This is a genomic window from Citrobacter koseri ATCC BAA-895, assembly GCF_000018045.1.
In the GTDB taxonomy this organism is placed as follows: domain Bacteria; phylum Pseudomonadota; class Gammaproteobacteria; order Enterobacterales; family Enterobacteriaceae; genus Citrobacter_B; species Citrobacter_B koseri.
In genome coordinates this window covers 641,863-657,252 of record NC_009792.1, presented here as the reverse complement: position 1 = coordinate 657,252, position 15,390 = coordinate 641,863, and the positions used below count along the sequence as shown (strand labels likewise).

Genomic DNA, 15,390 nt, shown 5'->3' with positions numbered 1-15,390 from the left:
ACTACCATTACCACCACGCGTGGAAATGATGTACCGGGCCAATCCCCTCGCCTACCTCCAGCGTATCCGCCTGGGCTAACGCCGCCGAAAGCCAGGTTTTTGCTTCCTGTACCGTATCGGCCCAGTTGCTATGGCACGGGCGCAGCGCCGCCAACGCCGCCGACAGCGTACACCCGGTGCCGTGGGTATTTTTGGTCATCACCCGTGGGGCGGTAAAACGCTGCTCCCCTTCACGGGTAAAGAGCCAGTCCGGGCTTTGCGCATCATCCAGATGACCACCTTTCATCAGCACGGCGCCACAGCCCAGCGCCAGTAGCGCACGCCCTTGTTCCAGCATTTCCTGTTCCGTGCGGGCGTGCGGCGCATCCAGCAATGCCGCGGCCTCCGGCAGATTCGGCGTGATAATCGACACCTGCGGCAATAACCGGCTGCGCAACGTCTCCACCGCCGACGGAGAAAGCAGCGGATCACCGCTTTTCGCCAGCATCACCGTATCCAGCACCACGTTTTGCACCTGGTGACGCTGCAAACGCTCTGCAACAGCTTCAACAATATCCGTTTCCGCCAGCATACCGATTTTGGTGGTGTCGATACGCACATCGCTGAAGACAGAATCCAGCTGCGCTGCGACAAAATCGGGCTCAATGCGGTACACCGACTGCACGCCGCGGGTATTTTGCGCCACCAGCGCCGTAATGACGGAGCAACCATACGCGCCCAGCGCCGAAAAGGTCTTCAAATCGGCCTGAATCCCGGCGCCGCCGCTTGGGTCAGTGCCTGCAATGGTTAACGCGTTAATCCGTTTCATACCTGCTCCTCCGCATTAAGGTGATACAACGCATCAAGAAAAGCCGGAATAAAGCTCCCGGGCCCCTGACTGCGTTCGGCAGCAGACTGCCCGGCCTGTTTCATCCAGCTACAGGCTGACGCCACATTGTCCAGCGTATTTCCCGGCAACGCGCAACTGGCCGCCACAACCGCAGATAAGGCGCATCCCGTCCCGACAACGCGCGTCATCAGCACATCGCCGCCGGTAACGCTGACGGTACGCTGCCCGTCGGTGACGTAATCCACCTCTCCCGTTACCGCAACGACGGCCCCCGTCTGACGCGCCAGCGCCTGAGCGGCCGGTAACGCCGATACCGCCGTATCGGTGGTATCCACTCCACGCCCGCCCGCCGCTAATCCAGCCAGGGCGAGGATCTCCGAGGCATTGCCGCGTATTGCCCTGGGCTTAAGAGACAGCAGTTCCAGACAGAAACGGCGGCGATAATCGAGCGCGCCAACCGCCACGGGATCAAGCGTCCAGGGGGTTTTCGCTATATGGGCCTGCTCTGTCGCAGCGCGCATGGCCTCCGCGCGCGACCGGGTCAGCGTGCCGACGTTAATCAGTAACGCACTGGCGATAGCTGCAAACTGGCGCGCCTCTTCGGGCTCAATCACCATCGCCGGTGAGGCGCCTGATGCCAGTAATGTATTGGCGGTAAAGTTCTGTACGACGTCGTTCGTCATACAGTGGGTCAGCGGAGAAAGGATACGAAATTGTTGTAAGGTATGGGCCGCAAGCGCGCGGCTGTGCAGGTCAGGCTGCATGGTTCAGCTCCTGCCCGCGTGAAGAAGGGACACGAGCAGTGTCAGACTTCCCTACGCTGGCATTATCCAGATCAGGTAATACGGGTATGTCTCAGCCCTTCGTGAAAAGGGGCACCCCGAGTCGTTGAAACCGAAGCATTTATTATGCATGTTTCACCAACAGGATACTGGGTGCGTCAGGAGATGTAAATCAGCGAAATGCCGATATCGCTGGCTCCAGCTCAGGTCAGATAGTTCCCAAAACCGTCATTCGTGATGTGAACTGCCTACGGCATGTGTTGCTTGCGCGCGCTTTCGTTTACACTTTTTACGAAATTATTGGCGTGATAACAAAATAGTTCTTGTCAGACTTGCTACACAGTGAGAATGATACACGACTGATTTTTATGACCCGAATACGTGGAGAGTTTATGGGTATGAAGAATAAATTTTTAATGGGCGCACTGCTGCTGGCAACCAGCGCAGTCTGGGCCGCACCCGCCGCAACGGGGATTGATCAGTACGAATTGAGCAGCTTTGTTGCCGACTTTACCCATTTCAAACCTGGTGATACCGTTCCTGAGCTGTACCGCACCGACGAGTACAATATTAAGCAATGGAAGCAACGCAATCTGCCAGCGCCCGACGCAGGAACCCACTGGACCTATATGGGCGGCGCTTATGTACTGATTAACGACACCGACGGCAAAATTATCAAAGCCTACGACGGCGAGATTTTTTATCATCGGTAAATGCTTTACTGTAAAAACAACAGACAAAACACGTCCTTTCATTCAGAAAAGGACGCGTTTTCAGAGAAATGACTTAATCATATGAAACAGCAAATATTACTTTGCTTTGCAAATTTCCAGGTCGTAATGGTTCGTTGCTGACTCTGACATATTTTGCGGTGATCGGGATAGTATACTTATCCTCAATACTGGTCATTTTTACCATTGTTCTTAGTATATCACCCTGCATTAAAGGCGTAGTACCTGAGCCACTGTATATCTGAAACCCCACACCTTTTGCACCCTCCGTCAGCGTATTTTTAAGTATCGTGCCGTTTTCATTCCAGTCACCATGAGAAACGTTGAAACTCACTGGATTAGTCGTAACATTATATACGCTATCACAGTTTAAAATCAGATTCGTGGTTCCTGTTTTCGTATTATTTCCAGTTATTATCTCATTTAATGTTGTTTCTGGCATCGCAATAACATATTGATTCTGTGAAAAATGGCAGGTCGTAGGTTTATGTTTTACTGTAAAAATAATGTTTTGTGAATAAGAAACATTACTGTTTAGCTTTCCCGTTATCCAACAAAGAATCCATGAGAAAAGATTATTATTACAGGTATTATCAGTAAGAATGCTGATAGCAGGACGGTTTAAGTTAATGCTATTACCTGAAACGGTTAAATCCGCAGTTCCAGACTTTATATAGTTCGCTTCAAGCGTAAACGACTTCGTATTGATCACATTATCTGTTGTAGTCTCCTGGTTACCAATCGTAATGGGAAACCCATTTCCCGTCAGCTTTAATTGCATAAAAATGGATTTCTGCGACCCTGTTCCTTTAAACTCAACGATATAATTTTGTAAAGGCGTCGCATAATACATCTTGTCGCTTGACGCATTACAGGTAAACGTATCATGTAAATTAGTTTTGACAGGAATCACCGCAGCACCTGATGTCATATCTATTTCAATAGATTGTTGTGCGGTTGTGTTATTCCCTAGTGAACATTTAGCCTGTGATAAGACAGGGAATAACAGTAATAATATTAACCAATACTTATTCATAGCAAGTCCTTTTCATCGGCAAATATAGGTCTTATTCTCATCAATTACGCCATCAAAAGTAATAATGCAAAACAATCCTTGCTGCTTGTTTGTCGCGACTTTCAAAGAGGCAGGAACATTATCTGTACGGATAAAAAGGCGACTTCCTTGCCCAACTAAGCCAACATTTTTCCCGGAATGATCTTCTACTTCATAACCGAAGGTTAATGGAGAACCATCTGGACGTCGCGCCAGAAAATACCAGGGCTTGCGCCTGTCGGTTTCAAACTCAGCTAACACAACCGCACCACGATAAGGCACAATCCCCTTACGATTACCGCGTAGTTCGACATCACTGTAGGTATGGGAAAGATCCAACGTTAAAAAGTTTTCACGATATGGCGTCAGACTGTCATATATGGCATACCCATTCTTGTCCGTGGTCAGATAACGGTGACCTTGCACTGCTGCCCCTTCTAACCCAGGCGCTTTAATAATGGCAAGTGTATCTGAGAGGCGGTTGGTTAAATGTATGCCATCAGACCAGGCGACAATTCCCCCCTGGATATTCCCACCAGCCTGCCGGTATTTATTAGACTGGCTATAGCTGGCGCCTACCGTCGCAACCGGCGCTCGCCACGTCAGGTTTCCACCTGCGCTTGTTTCATTATTTTGCCGCTGATGCGCAAGATTCGCGCCATAGCTAAATTGATCTCGACCACCCGCAATGCCGCTTAGGCTGGTATTATTCGACTGATAGCCTTCGTTATCAAACGTCGTTGAGTTTGAAACAAAGAGATCGCGTTCCGTTGCCGTGACGCCATCGCCCCAGGAGAATGGGATGGAAATATAAATATTAAGACGCTTATCCTCCCGATTATCCTCATCATAACTCTGACTCGCAGACAAGGTATAACTAATACGCCGCCAGTCATTAGAATAACTCAACTGATAATCCTTTCCGCTGCCATTGCGTCCCCAATAATCACGCCATAATCCGCTCAGTGCCAGGTTCCCCCATCCCTCTGGTAACCCCTGGTTTATATTGACAGAAAAACTATTCTTACGACCAAAATCATTTTGGTAATAATCAGTGATGTCATACACATCATTGTTATCCCGATGATAGCTGTTTTTATTATTCGCCCAGACATGATCATTAAATGAACGGTAATCACGTGAAGAATAACGATAGGCTGCTAACGCAAACTGCGTACCTGTTTGTGAAACATATTTATTCCACGCTATCTGATAACTTTGACCATTAAAAACATCACCATTATCCTGTTTACTATGAGACTGAGTGGCATCCACAGAAACAGCACCAATGTGTGTATTCCACCCAGTGCCTAATGTAAAGGCCTGGTAATGGTCGGACAGCATAGTGCCACCATATAATGTCAGTAGATTATTTAATCCATACTGATAATTGGCTTGCAAAAAATCCGTCTGCTTTGTCGCGCCTTCTATATGGCTACGCCCTGCCGCAATATCGTATTTTGATACGCCAGACTGTAGCATATTAGGTACAGATGAATAAGGCACAAGATAATGGGAAACTGAACCATCAGCTTCTTTTACACTGACATCCAAATCGGCACCACCTCCAGCAAGCTGTAGATCGGCAATCGCAAATGGGCCAGGCGGAACCTCTTTTTGATAGACAATAAAGCCATTCTGTTCAATGGTTACTAAAGCATGACTTTGTGCAATACCACGAACAATGGGTGTAAAGTTTTGTTTCGAATTGGGCAGCATTTGCATATCGCGCCAGATACGTATCCCGGTGAAACGTACAGAGTCAAACAGATCGGTTCCGGTATACATATCCCCGGCACGTAGCGTTCCTAATATTTCAGGGATGCCACGTTCCATATACAATGTATTATTTTTCCATTCTCCGCTGGCATCATTACTTTTCGTGAAGTTTGCATTCGAATGTAACTGCCAGCCAAACAGATTTAGCCCACTGTTCAGACTTACGTAGCTGCTTTCATCATTACCACCACTTTTATAATTACTGTAATACTGACTGGCATAATAAGACATGTATAGAGCATTAATGCCCCGATCCCAGGTTTCAGGTAACATATAACCCGGCTCGTATTCATTCACGTAGGCATGAGGCACCGTCAAATTTAGAGCAAACTGACTGATATCATAGCTAATATTCCCCCCCTGAACTGCGGCTCGTAGCGATACACAATCAACTTTCTTATCCACTTGAAGACCATCGGACTTAATACCAATCTGATGCAACTGAGCTATAGACAAGCAAGTATCATCAGGATCATCCTGGATATTTAATTCGTAACGGCCACGCCACTGATTGTTAAGATAAACATCCATATCATAAAGACCCGGCATCGGTTTATCTCCGTCGATCTGATAACGGGAAACCTTTTCACCTTTTAATCCGCCAAACATAAAGTGTGTGTCAAATGTTTCGGTTTCTCCCCATACCGGGGATATCACCAGCACAGAAAGGATCGCTAACGTAATGGAGTTTATCTTTAACATAACCAATCCTTGGGCTATCTATCCGTTTTTACTTTCTCACTCAAATAATTACCATGATCATCAATAAGTGTGACAGTATAATGATTAACGCCAACAGAAGTGCTTACTAATTTATCTGACCAGGGTGCAAGCACATAAGTTTCTTTATTAATTTTGGTTTTTCCAACAATTTCAGGGATGGTAATCCAGTTTGCTGAATTATTTTTGATATTTATGCCGTTGTATGATTTACTAATCCGCAGACGAGAAAAGCTATTTTTATCTACAGAAGAAATTCCTTGTGGACGGTAGATAAACTTCACACGGTTTTGCATCGCAAATTTGATTACATTTTTCCCTTCCGTTTCTGCTGAATTTGGCGGGATATCCAACACATTGAGAAAGAACAGACTTTCACGATCACCCGGCAATCTATTCTCAAGTAATTTAATCTTCAGTTGTTGGCCAGAACCCGCAATCACTCGGGCGACTGGCGGTGACAGAACAAATGGCACCTGAATTTTTTCAGGCGGCAAACTGGTGTCGCCGTCATCAATCCATGACTGCACCAACGCGCTACGCGTACCTTCATTCATTAACTGTACAGTAATTTCTTTTTTCTGGGCTGGATAAATAATCCGTGTGCCGTAAATATAAATACCTGCCCACGCAGGCATTACAGCACCAGCCAACAATAATGCCATTATCTTTCTCATGGTTAACTCACCTTATTATCAGAGAAATCGGCGGCGACAAAACGCCGCCGACTAAAAGGGTGTGTTAATCAGTTACTACCGTCAGCGTCAAAGAGGAACTCACCTCACCCGCAGTTACATTATTTTGTCCAGCCAGATTAGCATAACGCGCTGAGAAGCTAAGCTCATATTTCCCATCATCACTTTTATCCAGGGAAATACCATTATCTGCATTAACCTTAGTCCCGTCATAATAGACAGAGAAACCAGCGCCATTGTTTGATGCAGTATTTCGTGTAACAGAGGTATGTGAACTATCAAACTGTGAACGGGAGAAGGTAATACGAGGTGCATTATCACCCGTACACTCAACTTTCAACGGCGTGATAGTGGAGTTAGAATATCCATCATAAACGCCGCCAGCATTCAGTATATTTAAACGGTCCACCCCCACCTGGTTCATATCAATCTTTGCAGTTGCATCACCAACAAATTTACATGTTGTGCCAACAACTTTACCCGTAATAATCAGTTCACCATAATCTGCATCCGCCGCAAAAACCCCGGCACTCATAAAAATAGCAGACAATACGGAGGCAGCAATAATTGAACGTTTCATAGTATCTTCCTTAATAAATGAATTTCTATTTGTTAAGAGGGATTAACTCTTGAAACTAAATTCGCACACACAAAACGTTATCGCAATGTAAACGTGTTGTTTTGTTGATTTAAAACAATTTACAGAATGCAATATAATTACAACAAATAAGTTGTACTAATTATCATTTTTAGAATTTATTAATAATCGTGATTTATCATTAAATACATTCAAAATATAAATAAAAAAGCCCACATCATTCATGAAAATAATGTGGACTTTCTCGTATTCACGTTATTTTAGTCGTAGCGGTTTAAGACTATCTGGCGAGCAGAGCCTCCAGGCAGAGTGATAACTTCCGTTACAACGCCTCTGACCGGCATTGAAGCCGTTTCTCCTGCGTTTGCCAGATAGGTGTTATTACCGCAACGCTGTTGCAACTGAGTATCCACAACGTCAGCGTGACAGGTTGGGGTCGTGACGCTTCCGCTAATCGTGAGCGTCGCGGTATCAGAAGCAAAAACAGGAGAACTCATTCCATAAGCCAGAACTATAATTCCCATCAGCAAAGGATTCTTCATGTTTAGCGTTAATCCTGTCGTAAAAGAGAGCACAGCACAGTTTATCTTCACGGGAAATTATGCTCGCTGGTTCATTGTAAGACCAATCGAGATAATAAATTAATAAGATAGCTATGATCAATTCAAATGATGTATTTGGCGATTTTTTAAGAAAAGCGCCCAAATAATGAAGGGAAAATAAATAATAGTGTGATGATTATTTCATTAATATATTCACCGCATCAATATATTTCTGATGCGGTGAATAGCAGTCATCCTGACGGTTCAGGCGAAATTAAACCGCGCGGAAAGCTATTTCTCCGGGAATAACCTCACCCTGCCAGTACAGTTGCGCCGCAACGCGCCCTGCCAGCTCGCGGTATATCGCGGTAAACTCACTGTCGGGACGGCTGATTACCGTCGGCGTTCCGCGATCGAGATCTTCACGCAGGCTGATATGCAACGGCATCTGCCCCAGCAGTTGAGTACGGTACTGCTCGGCCAGTTTCTGTGCGCCGCCGGTGCCAAAAATTGGCTCATGGTGACCGCAGTTGCTACAGATATGCATACTCATGTTTTCAACAATCCCGAGCACCGGTACTTCGACCTTCTCGAACATCACAATGCCTTTTTTGGCGTCAATAAGCGCGATGTCCTGCGGCGTGGTAACGACAACCGCGCCTGTCACCGGAATGTTCTGCGCCAACGTCAATTGAATGTCACCGGTTCCCGGCGGCATATCCAGTACCAGGTAATCCAGATCCGGCCACAACGTTTCCTGCAACATCTGCATCAGCGCTTTGCTGGCCATCGGGCCGCGCCATACCATCGCATTGTCATCCGTCACCAGATAACCGATGGAGTTGGTCGCCAGACCGTGAGACATAATCGGCGCCATATGGGTGCCGTCCGGCGAAGTTGGACGCTGATTCTCAGCCCCCAGCATGGTCGGGATAGACGGGCCGTAGATATCAGCATCCAGAATACCGACTTTCGCCCCTTCCGCCGCCAGCGCTAACGCCAGGTTAACAGCGGTAGACGATTTTCCCACGCCGCCTTTACCGGAACTGACGGCGATAATGTTCTTCACGCCGTTAATGCCTGGCTGATTTTTAACGCGCTTCAGCGTCGCGATGTTATGCGACAGCTTCCAGTCAATGGCTTTCGCGCCCGTAATCCGCAGTAAATCGGCGCTGCATTGCTCTTTTAACACCTCAAACGCGCTGTGCCAGACAAACGGCATGACCAGCTCAACGTGCAGCGTGTCATCCAGCCAAGCGACATGGTGCAACGCTTTCAACGTCGTCAGGTTATGCTTCAGGGTTGGGTGCTGAAAATTCGCCAGCGTCCCGGCGACCATCGCGCGCAGGGTCTCTGGTGATTTAGCCTGGGATTGTGCGTTCATCCCGACTCCTTTTTATCGTTATGAAAAGTACAATTGTAACTTTCTAGTTTACTCCTGCGGTAATAATTATTCATTTATGGATTAATGCCCTTATCACTTGGCGTAGTTATTCCCTTTCAGGTAACATCAGAACCCCCTTTTACTAGAGAAGAAGTAATACCTACTATGACTCAAGTCGCGAAGAAAATTCTGGTAACGTGCGCGCTGCCGTACGCCAACGGCTCCATCCACCTCGGCCATATGCTGGAGCACATCCAGGCTGATGTCTGGGTCCGTTACCAGCGAATGCGCGGCCACCAGGTCAACTTCATCTGCGCGGACGACGCACACGGCACCCCTATCATGCTGAAAGCACAGCAGTTGGGGATTACGCCAGAGCAGATGATTGGTGAAATGAGTCAGGAGCATCAGACTGATTTCGCAGGCTTTAACATCAGCTATGACAACTACCACTCAACGCACAGCGAAGAGAACCGCGAGCTGTCCGAGCTGATTTACACCCGCCTGAAAGAGAACGGTTTCATTAAGAACCGCACCATCTCTCAGCTCTACGATCCAGAAAAAGGCATGTTCCTGCCGGATCGTTTTGTAAAAGGCACCTGCCCGAAATGTAAGTCTCCAGATCAGTACGGCGATAACTGCGAAGTGTGCGGCGCGACCTATAGCCCGACCGAGCTTATCGAGCCGAAATCCGTGGTTTCCGGCGCTACGCCGGTGATGCGCGACTCTGAGCACTTCTTCTTTGACCTGCCCTCTTTCAGCGAAATGTTGCAGGCGTGGACCCGCAGCGGCGCGTTGCAGGAGCAGGTGGCGAACAAAATGCAGGAGTGGTTTGAATCCGGCCTGCAACAGTGGGATATCTCCCGTGACGCGCCATACTTCGGTTTTGAAATCCCGAATGCGCCGGGCAAATTTTTCTACGTCTGGCTGGATGCGCCGATCGGCTACATGGGTTCATTCAAGAATCTGTGCAACAAGCGCGGCGATCTGACCAGCTTTGACGACTACTGGAAGAAAGATTCTGACGCCGAGCTGTACCATTTCATCGGTAAAGATATCGTCTACTTCCACAGCCTGTTCTGGCCAGCCATGCTGGAAGGCAGCGGTTTCCGCAAACCGACCAACCTGTTCGTTCACGGCTATGTAACGGTGAACGGCGCGAAGATGTCTAAATCGCGCGGCACCTTTATTAAGGCCAGCACCTGGCTGAACCATTTTGACGCCGACAGCCTGCGCTATTACTACACGGCGAAGCTCTCTTCCCGCATCGATGACATCGACCTGAATCTGGAAGACTTCGTGCAGCGCGTCAACGCGGATATCGTCAACAAGGTCGTCAACCTGGCTTCCCGTAATGCGGGCTTTATCAACAAGCGTTTCGATGGCGTACTGGCTGCTGAACTGGCCGATCCCGCGCTGTACAAAACCTTCACCGACGCAGCAGCGGTCATCGGCGAAGCGTGGGAAAGCCGCGAATTCGGTAAAGCGATCCGTGAAATTATGGCGCTGGCGGACATGGCTAACCGCTATGTTGATGAACAGGCGCCGTGGGTTGTCGCGAAACAGGAAGGCCGCGATGCCGACCTGCAAGCGATCTGCTCGATGGGCATCAACCTGTTCCGCGTGCTGATGACGTACCTGAAGCCGGTTCTGCCAACGCTGAGCGAACGTGTGGAAGCGTTCCTGAACACCGAGCTGAGCTGGGATGCAATCGCACAACCGCTGCTGGGCCACAAGGTTAACGCCTTCAAAGCGCTGTATAACCGCATCGACATGAAACAGGTCGATGCGCTGGTTGAAGCCTCGAAAGAAGAGGTGAAAGCGGCGGCGGCGCCAGTTACCGGCCCGCTGGCAGACGACCCGATTCAGGAAACCATTACCTTTGACGATTTCGCTAAGGTCGATCTGCGCGTGGCGCTGATTGAAAACGCTGAGTTCGTTGAGGGTTCTGACAAACTGCTGCGTCTGACGCTGGATCTGGGCGGCGAAAAGCGCAACGTCTTCTCCGGCATCCGTTCCGCGTACCCTGACCCGCAGGCGCTGATTGGTCGCCATACGGTGATGGTCGCCAACCTGGCCCCGCGTAAAATGCGCTTCGGCATCTCTGAAGGGATGGTGATGGCTGCCGGTCCTGGCGGGAAAGATATCTTCCTGTTAAGCCCGGATGACGGTGCGAAGCCAGGCCAGCAGGTGAAATAAACAAAAAGCCGGAGACATTCTCCGGCTTTTTTATTCCAGAACGCCAGCGAACCACGCCGTAGGTCTGGTAAGCGAAGCACCATCAGGCGCAAATGCCGGATGACGGTGCAAACACCTTATCCGGCCTACCGCTTATCTTATTACGCTTTCTTCTCGTGCTGACGCGCCGCCAGCCCGCGCAGGAAATAACGCAAGAACTGATCGCCGCACTCGCGGAAGTTTTTATGCTCCGGGGCACGCATCATCGCCGTGATTTCCGGCATCGAGACGCGGAATTTTTGCTCCGTCAGAATCGCAAGAATATCGTCGGTTTTCAGCGAGAACGCGATACGCAGCTTTTTCAGCACAATATTATTGTTAACGCGGCGCTCCGGCTCCAGCGCTGGCGCGGATTCATCTTTACCACGCTTTTCGTAAATCAGCCCATTCAGGAAAGCAGAGAGGATGATATCCGGGCAACGTTGAAAGCCCTCTTCCTCTTCTTTACGCAACCAGACAGCAATCTGTTCCGCAGTGGCTTCGGCATTACCCAGCGCCAGAATGCGCACCAGATCGTTATTGTTTGCTTTCAGGATGTAGCGCACGCTACGCAGAATATCGTTACTCAGCATGGGGCCTTCGGGTGTTAATGAGGCAAAAAATCATTTTAGCAGTCTTTTACAGCCCAATCGCCTCTTTTAAACTTTTCAGGTAGCGACGGCTGACAGGAACCGTTAAACCGTTGCGCAAAATCAGCTCGGCCTGACCATTATCCTCCAGCCGAATTTCCTGCAACTGCGCCATATTCACCAGATACTGACGATGGCAGCGCAATAACGGCGTGCGGCTCTCCAGCGTTCGCAGCGTCAATTCGGTAAACCCTTCCTTCCCCTCGCTGCTGGTTACGTACACGCCGCTCATCCGGCTGCTGACAAACGCCACGTCATCCATTTGCAACAGATAAATACGGCTGTGTCCGGTGCAGGGAATGAATTTCAACGCTTGTTGATTTTCCGGCAGTACCGAAACGTCCTGCATGTTTCGTTCCTGTCGCAGACGCGCCAACGTTTTCTCCAGCCGCTTCTCTTCAATGGGCTTAAGCAGATAGTCAAAAGCGTGCTCTTCAAACGCTTTAATGGCGTATTCGTCAAAAGCGGTCAGAAAAACAATGTACGGTCGATGTTCTGGATCGAGCATCCCGACCATTTCCAGCCCGCTGATGCGCGGCATCTGGATGTCGAGAAACAGCACGTCCGGGTGCAGCTTATGCACCGCGCCAATCGCCTCTACCGCATTCGAGCACTCACCCACAATCTCAATATCACTTTGTTCCTGTAACAGAATCCGCAGATTTTCCCGCGCTAACGGCTCATCATCCACAATCAGCACTTTAATCATGCGTTTTCCTCCAGGGGAAGTCGTAAGGTTATCCGGGTAAAGAGATCGGGTTCGCAGGCCACGTTGATGCCGTAATCATCGCCAAAGCGTTCGCGCAGCCGTTTATCCACCAGGTTCATCCCCAGGCCGCTGGCATTGGTCGTGGGCTGGTACAATCCGGCGTTATCCTCAATGTCCAGCATCAGGTGCTGCCCGTCCTGTCTGGCCGTAATGGAGACTTCGCCAGTGCCAAGCAGTTGCGACGTGCCGTGCTTAATGGCGTTTTCCACAATCGGTTGCAGAGTGAACGCAGGCAGTTGCTGGTGCGAAAGTTCCTCCGGCACGTTTAAATTCACCTGCAACCGCGCCTGGAAGCGCGCCTTCTCAATTTGCAAATAGGCATTCACATGCTCAATTTCATCGGCAAGGGTCACAATCTCCGAGGGGCGTTTTAAGTTCTTGCGAAAGAAGGTCGAGAGATACTGCACCAGTTGGCTGGCCTGTTCGCTGTCGCGGCGCACCACCGCTTTAATGGTGTTAAGCGCGTTAAACAGAAAATGAGGATTCACCTGCGCATGCAAAAGTTTAATTTCCGACTGTGTGAGCAGCGCTTTCTGGCGTTCATACTGCCCGGCCAGAATCTGCGCCGACAGCAGTTGCGCAATCCCCTCGCCCAGCGTTCGGTTGATGGAGCTAAAGAGCCGGTTTTTGGCTTCATACAGTTTGATGGTGCCCATCACGCGTTGGTTTTCGCCGCGCAGCGGAATCACCAGCGTTGAGCCTAATTTGCACTGCGGATGCAACGAGCAGCGGTAAGGCACTTCGTTACCATCGGCATACACCACCTCACCGGTCTCAATCGCTTTCAGCGTGTAGCTTGATGAAATAGGTTTCCCCGGCAGGTGGTGATCGTCGCCAATGCCGGTAAACGCCAGCAGTTTATCGCGATCGGTGATCGCCACTGCGCCGATGTCCAGTTCCTGATACAACACCTGGGCCACCTTCATGCTGTTCACTTCGTTAAAGCCCTGACGAAGGATACCCTCCGTGGAGGCCGCCACTTTCAGCGCGGTGGCGGAAAACGCCGAGGTGTATTTTTCAAACATCGCGCGTTTGTCGAGCAAAATGCGCATAAACAGCGCCGCTCCGACGGTGTTAGTCACCATCATGGGCGCGGCAATACTGCTTACCAGATGCAATGCATCTTCAAAAGGTCGGGCGATCAACAAAATGATCAGCATTTGCACCAGTTCAGCGACGAAGGTAATCGCCCCGGCCGTTAACGGGCTGAAAACTTTATCGGTGCGCCCGCGACGGATCAGCACGCTATGCACCAGGCCGCCTAACAACCCTTCAACAATGGTGGAGATCATGCAGCTCAGCGCCGTCATCCCGCCCATCGAATAACGGTGTAAACCGCCGGTGAGTCCGACCAGGCCGCCGACCACAGGCCCGCCCAGCAAGCCGCCCATCACGGCGCCAATCGCACGGGTATTGGCAATGGAATCTTCGATGTGCAACCCAAACCAGGTGCCCATAATGCAGAAAATAGAGAAGACGATATAACAGAGAAATTTATGCGGCAGGCGAACGGTAACCTGCATTAACGGGATGAATAAACGTGTTTTACTCATTAACCACGCAATGACCAGAAACACGCACATCTGCTGAAGCAGCAGCAACACCAGATTAAACTCGTACATACCCGCAAACCACACATCTCTTAAAAACGCGTAACATACATTGGCTGCGCTTATCTTTCTTTGAACTGTTGCAAAAAAACATGAATTCGTGAGAACGATCACTTAAAAGCGCACGTCAGGCCACAATCTCACCCGCGCACTGATTAAAAAACAGACAAAACTACCTGGTTCGTAAAAGAGCGTCTAAAGTAAAACTGGGACCTCGCGAGCAAGGGTGAAACGATGGCGCTTTACACAATAGGTGAAGTGGCTTTGCTTTGTGATATCAACCCTGTCACGTTACGTGCGTGGCAGAGGCGTTACGGATTATTAAAGCCCCAGCGAACAGACGGGGGGCACCGCCTGTTTAATGACGCCGATATCGACAGGATTCGGGAGATTAAACGCTGGATTGATAACGGCGTGCAGGTCAGTAAGGTCAAAGTGCTGCTCAGCAACGATAACATCGATGTACAAAACGGCTGGCGCGAACAGCAGGAGACGCTGCTGCACTATTTGCAAAGCAACAATCTGCATAGCCTCAGGCTATGGATTAAAGAACGTGGGCAGGATTACCCCGCCCAGACGCTCACCACGCACCTGTTTACTCCTCTGCGACGACGCTTACAGTGCCAGCAACCCACTCTCCAGGCGCTGCTCGGCATCCTTGACGGCATCTTGATCAATTACATTGCGATTTGTCTTGCCTCCGCGCGCAAAAAACAGGGGAAAGACGCGCTGGTGGTCGGCTGGAATATTCACGATACCACCCGGCTGTGGCTGGAAGGCTGGGTCGCCAGCCAGCAAGGATGGCGCGTCGATGTGCTGGCTCACTCGCTGAACCAGCTTCGCCCGGAGCTGTTTGACGGCAGGACGCTGCTTATCTGGTGCGGCGAGACGCAAACGCCCGCGCAGCAGCAGCAACTCAATGCCTGGCGCGCGCAGGGGCACGATATTTACCCGCTGGGCCTGTAGCCTTACCGGATGGCTGCACCAATGCGTAATCAGACATTCTGCGCATTTAATGATTCATTAACAA

General features: G+C 49.7%; 14 protein-coding genes and 1 riboswitch. Of the genes, 3 read left to right on the top strand and 11 right to left on the bottom strand.

Annotation, left to right across the window (positions count from 1 at the left end; all coding sequences use genetic code 11):
- Positions 1-7 precede the first annotated feature (7 nt).
- Both thiD and thiM read right to left on the bottom strand, forming a co-directional pair.
- Entirely contained in the window at positions 8-808 is an 801-nt protein-coding gene (gene thiD / locus CKO_RS02980; protein WP_012131659.1) for a bifunctional hydroxymethylpyrimidine kinase/phosphomethylpyrimidine kinase, read from the bottom strand.
- Positions 805-1,593 (bottom strand): hydroxyethylthiazole kinase, encoded by a 789-nt coding sequence (gene thiM / locus CKO_RS02975; protein ID WP_012131658.1) that lies wholly within the window; start codon positions 1,591-1,593, stop codon positions 805-807. Before thiM ends, thiD begins: the two co-directional genes overlap by 4 nt.
- A 31-nt stretch (positions 1,594-1,624) precedes the next feature.
- Positions 1,625-1,722: riboswitch (TPP riboswitch) on the bottom strand.
- Between the two features lie 281 nt (positions 1,723-2,003).
- Between thiM and rcnB the strand changes: the two genes are divergently transcribed.
- A complete protein-coding gene (gene rcnB, locus CKO_RS02970) occupies positions 2,004-2,324 on the top strand; it encodes a Ni(II)/Co(II) efflux transporter accessory subunit RcnB (protein WP_024130186.1) in 321 nt (106 codons plus the stop codon).
- Positions 2,325-2,397: 73 nt separating this feature from the next.
- Here rcnB and CKO_RS02965 read toward each other — a convergent pair whose 3' ends face one another.
- From CKO_RS02965 to apbC, 6 genes are all read right to left on the bottom strand, one after another.
- On the bottom strand, positions 2,398-3,378 hold the full coding sequence (locus CKO_RS02965) for a fimbrial protein (RefSeq protein ID WP_012131656.1): 981 nt from the start codon (positions 3,376-3,378) through the stop codon (positions 2,398-2,400).
- 12 nt (positions 3,379-3,390) lie between these two features.
- The gene (locus CKO_RS02960; protein ID WP_012131655.1) at positions 3,391-5,877 is read right to left on the bottom strand and encodes a fimbrial biogenesis outer membrane usher protein; all 2,487 of its coding nucleotides are present in this window, start codon (positions 5,875-5,877) and stop codon (positions 3,391-3,393) included.
- Between the two features lie 14 nt (positions 5,878-5,891).
- On the bottom strand, positions 5,892-6,572 hold the full coding sequence (locus tag CKO_RS02955) for a fimbrial assembly chaperone (protein WP_012131654.1): 681 nt from the start codon (positions 6,570-6,572) through the stop codon (positions 5,892-5,894).
- Between the two features lie 64 nt (positions 6,573-6,636).
- Positions 6,637-7,170, bottom strand: a complete 534-nt coding sequence (gene yehD / locus CKO_RS02950; protein WP_012131652.1) for a fimbrial protein YehD — start codon at positions 7,168-7,170, stop codon at positions 6,637-6,639.
- 278 nt (positions 7,171-7,448) lie between these two features.
- Entirely contained in the window at positions 7,449-7,730 is a 282-nt protein-coding gene (locus CKO_RS02945; RefSeq protein ID WP_024130185.1) for a YehE family protein, read from the bottom strand.
- 274 nt (positions 7,731-8,004) lie between these two features.
- Positions 8,005-9,114, bottom strand: coding sequence for an iron-sulfur cluster carrier protein ApbC (gene apbC / locus CKO_RS02940; protein WP_012131650.1), 1,110 nt, complete (start codon positions 9,112-9,114; stop codon positions 8,005-8,007).
- Positions 9,115-9,279: 165 nt separating this feature from the next.
- Here apbC and metG point away from each other — a divergent pair, with 165 nt between their 5' ends.
- Positions 9,280-11,313, top strand: a complete 2,034-nt coding sequence (metG, locus tag CKO_RS02935; RefSeq protein ID WP_012131649.1) for a methionine--tRNA ligase — start codon at positions 9,280-9,282, stop codon at positions 11,311-11,313.
- 140 nt (positions 11,314-11,453) lie between these two features.
- On the opposite strand, the gene CKO_RS02930 is transcribed toward metG, so the two are convergent.
- From CKO_RS02930 to CKO_RS02920, 3 genes are read right to left on the bottom strand one after another with little or no spacing between them, the layout of a single operon-like run.
- Complete coding sequence (locus CKO_RS02930) at positions 11,454-11,924, bottom strand: YehS family protein (protein ID WP_012131648.1); 471 nt, start codon at positions 11,922-11,924, stop codon at positions 11,454-11,456.
- 46 nt (positions 11,925-11,970) lie between these two features.
- Positions 11,971-12,690, bottom strand: a complete 720-nt coding sequence (btsR, locus tag CKO_RS02925; protein ID WP_012131647.1) for a two-component system response regulator BtsR — start codon at positions 12,688-12,690, stop codon at positions 11,971-11,973.
- Positions 12,687-14,372, bottom strand: coding sequence for a sensor histidine kinase (locus tag CKO_RS02920; protein WP_012131646.1), 1,686 nt, complete (start codon positions 14,370-14,372; stop codon positions 12,687-12,689). Before CKO_RS02920 ends, btsR begins: the two co-directional genes overlap by 4 nt.
- 222 nt (positions 14,373-14,594) lie before the next feature.
- On the opposite strand from CKO_RS02920, the gene mlrA reads away from it, so the two are divergent.
- Entirely contained in the window at positions 14,595-15,326 is a 732-nt protein-coding gene (gene mlrA, locus CKO_RS02915; protein WP_012131645.1) for an HTH-type transcriptional regulator MlrA, read from the top strand.
- The last annotated feature ends 64 nt before the right edge of the window (positions 15,327-15,390 follow it).

Excerpts from the sequence above, each read along its gene's own strand:
- yehD (WP_012131652.1), bottom strand. The coding sequence starts at position 7,170 with ATGAAACGTTCAATTATTGCTGCCTCCGTATTGTCTGCTATTTTTATG.
- thiD (WP_012131659.1), bottom strand. The coding sequence starts at position 808 with ATGAAACGGATTAACGCGTTAACCATTGCAGGCACTGACCCAAGCGGC.
- mlrA (WP_012131645.1), top strand. The coding sequence starts at position 14,595 with ATGGCGCTTTACACAATAGGTGAAGTGGCTTTGCTTTGTGATATCAAC.
- btsR (WP_012131647.1), bottom strand. The coding sequence starts at position 12,690 with ATGATTAAAGTGCTGATTGTGGATGATGAGCCGTTAGCGCGGGAAAAT.
- rcnB (WP_024130186.1), top strand. The coding sequence starts at position 2,004 with ATGGGTATGAAGAATAAATTTTTAATGGGCGCACTGCTGCTGGCAACC.
- CKO_RS02965 (WP_012131656.1), bottom strand. The coding sequence starts at position 3,378 with ATGAATAAGTATTGGTTAATATTATTACTGTTATTCCCTGTCTTATCA.
- CKO_RS02960 (WP_012131655.1), bottom strand. The coding sequence starts at position 5,877 with ATGTTAAAGATAAACTCCATTACGTTAGCGATCCTTTCTGTGCTGGTG.
- CKO_RS02945 (WP_024130185.1), bottom strand. The coding sequence starts at position 7,730 with ATGAAGAATCCTTTGCTGATGGGAATTATAGTTCTGGCTTATGGAATG.
- thiM (WP_012131658.1), bottom strand. The coding sequence starts at position 1,593 with ATGCAGCCTGACCTGCACAGCCGCGCGCTTGCGGCCCATACCTTACAA.
- apbC (WP_012131650.1), bottom strand. The coding sequence starts at position 9,114 with ATGAACGCACAATCCCAGGCTAAATCACCAGAGACCCTGCGCGCGATG.
- CKO_RS02955 (WP_012131654.1), bottom strand. The coding sequence starts at position 6,572 with ATGAGAAAGATAATGGCATTATTGTTGGCTGGTGCTGTAATGCCTGCG.
- CKO_RS02920 (WP_012131646.1), bottom strand. The coding sequence starts at position 14,372 with ATGTACGAGTTTAATCTGGTGTTGCTGCTGCTTCAGCAGATGTGCGTG.
- CKO_RS02930 (WP_012131648.1), bottom strand. The coding sequence starts at position 11,924 with ATGCTGAGTAACGATATTCTGCGTAGCGTGCGCTACATCCTGAAAGCA.
- metG (WP_012131649.1), top strand. The coding sequence starts at position 9,280 with ATGACTCAAGTCGCGAAGAAAATTCTGGTAACGTGCGCGCTGCCGTAC.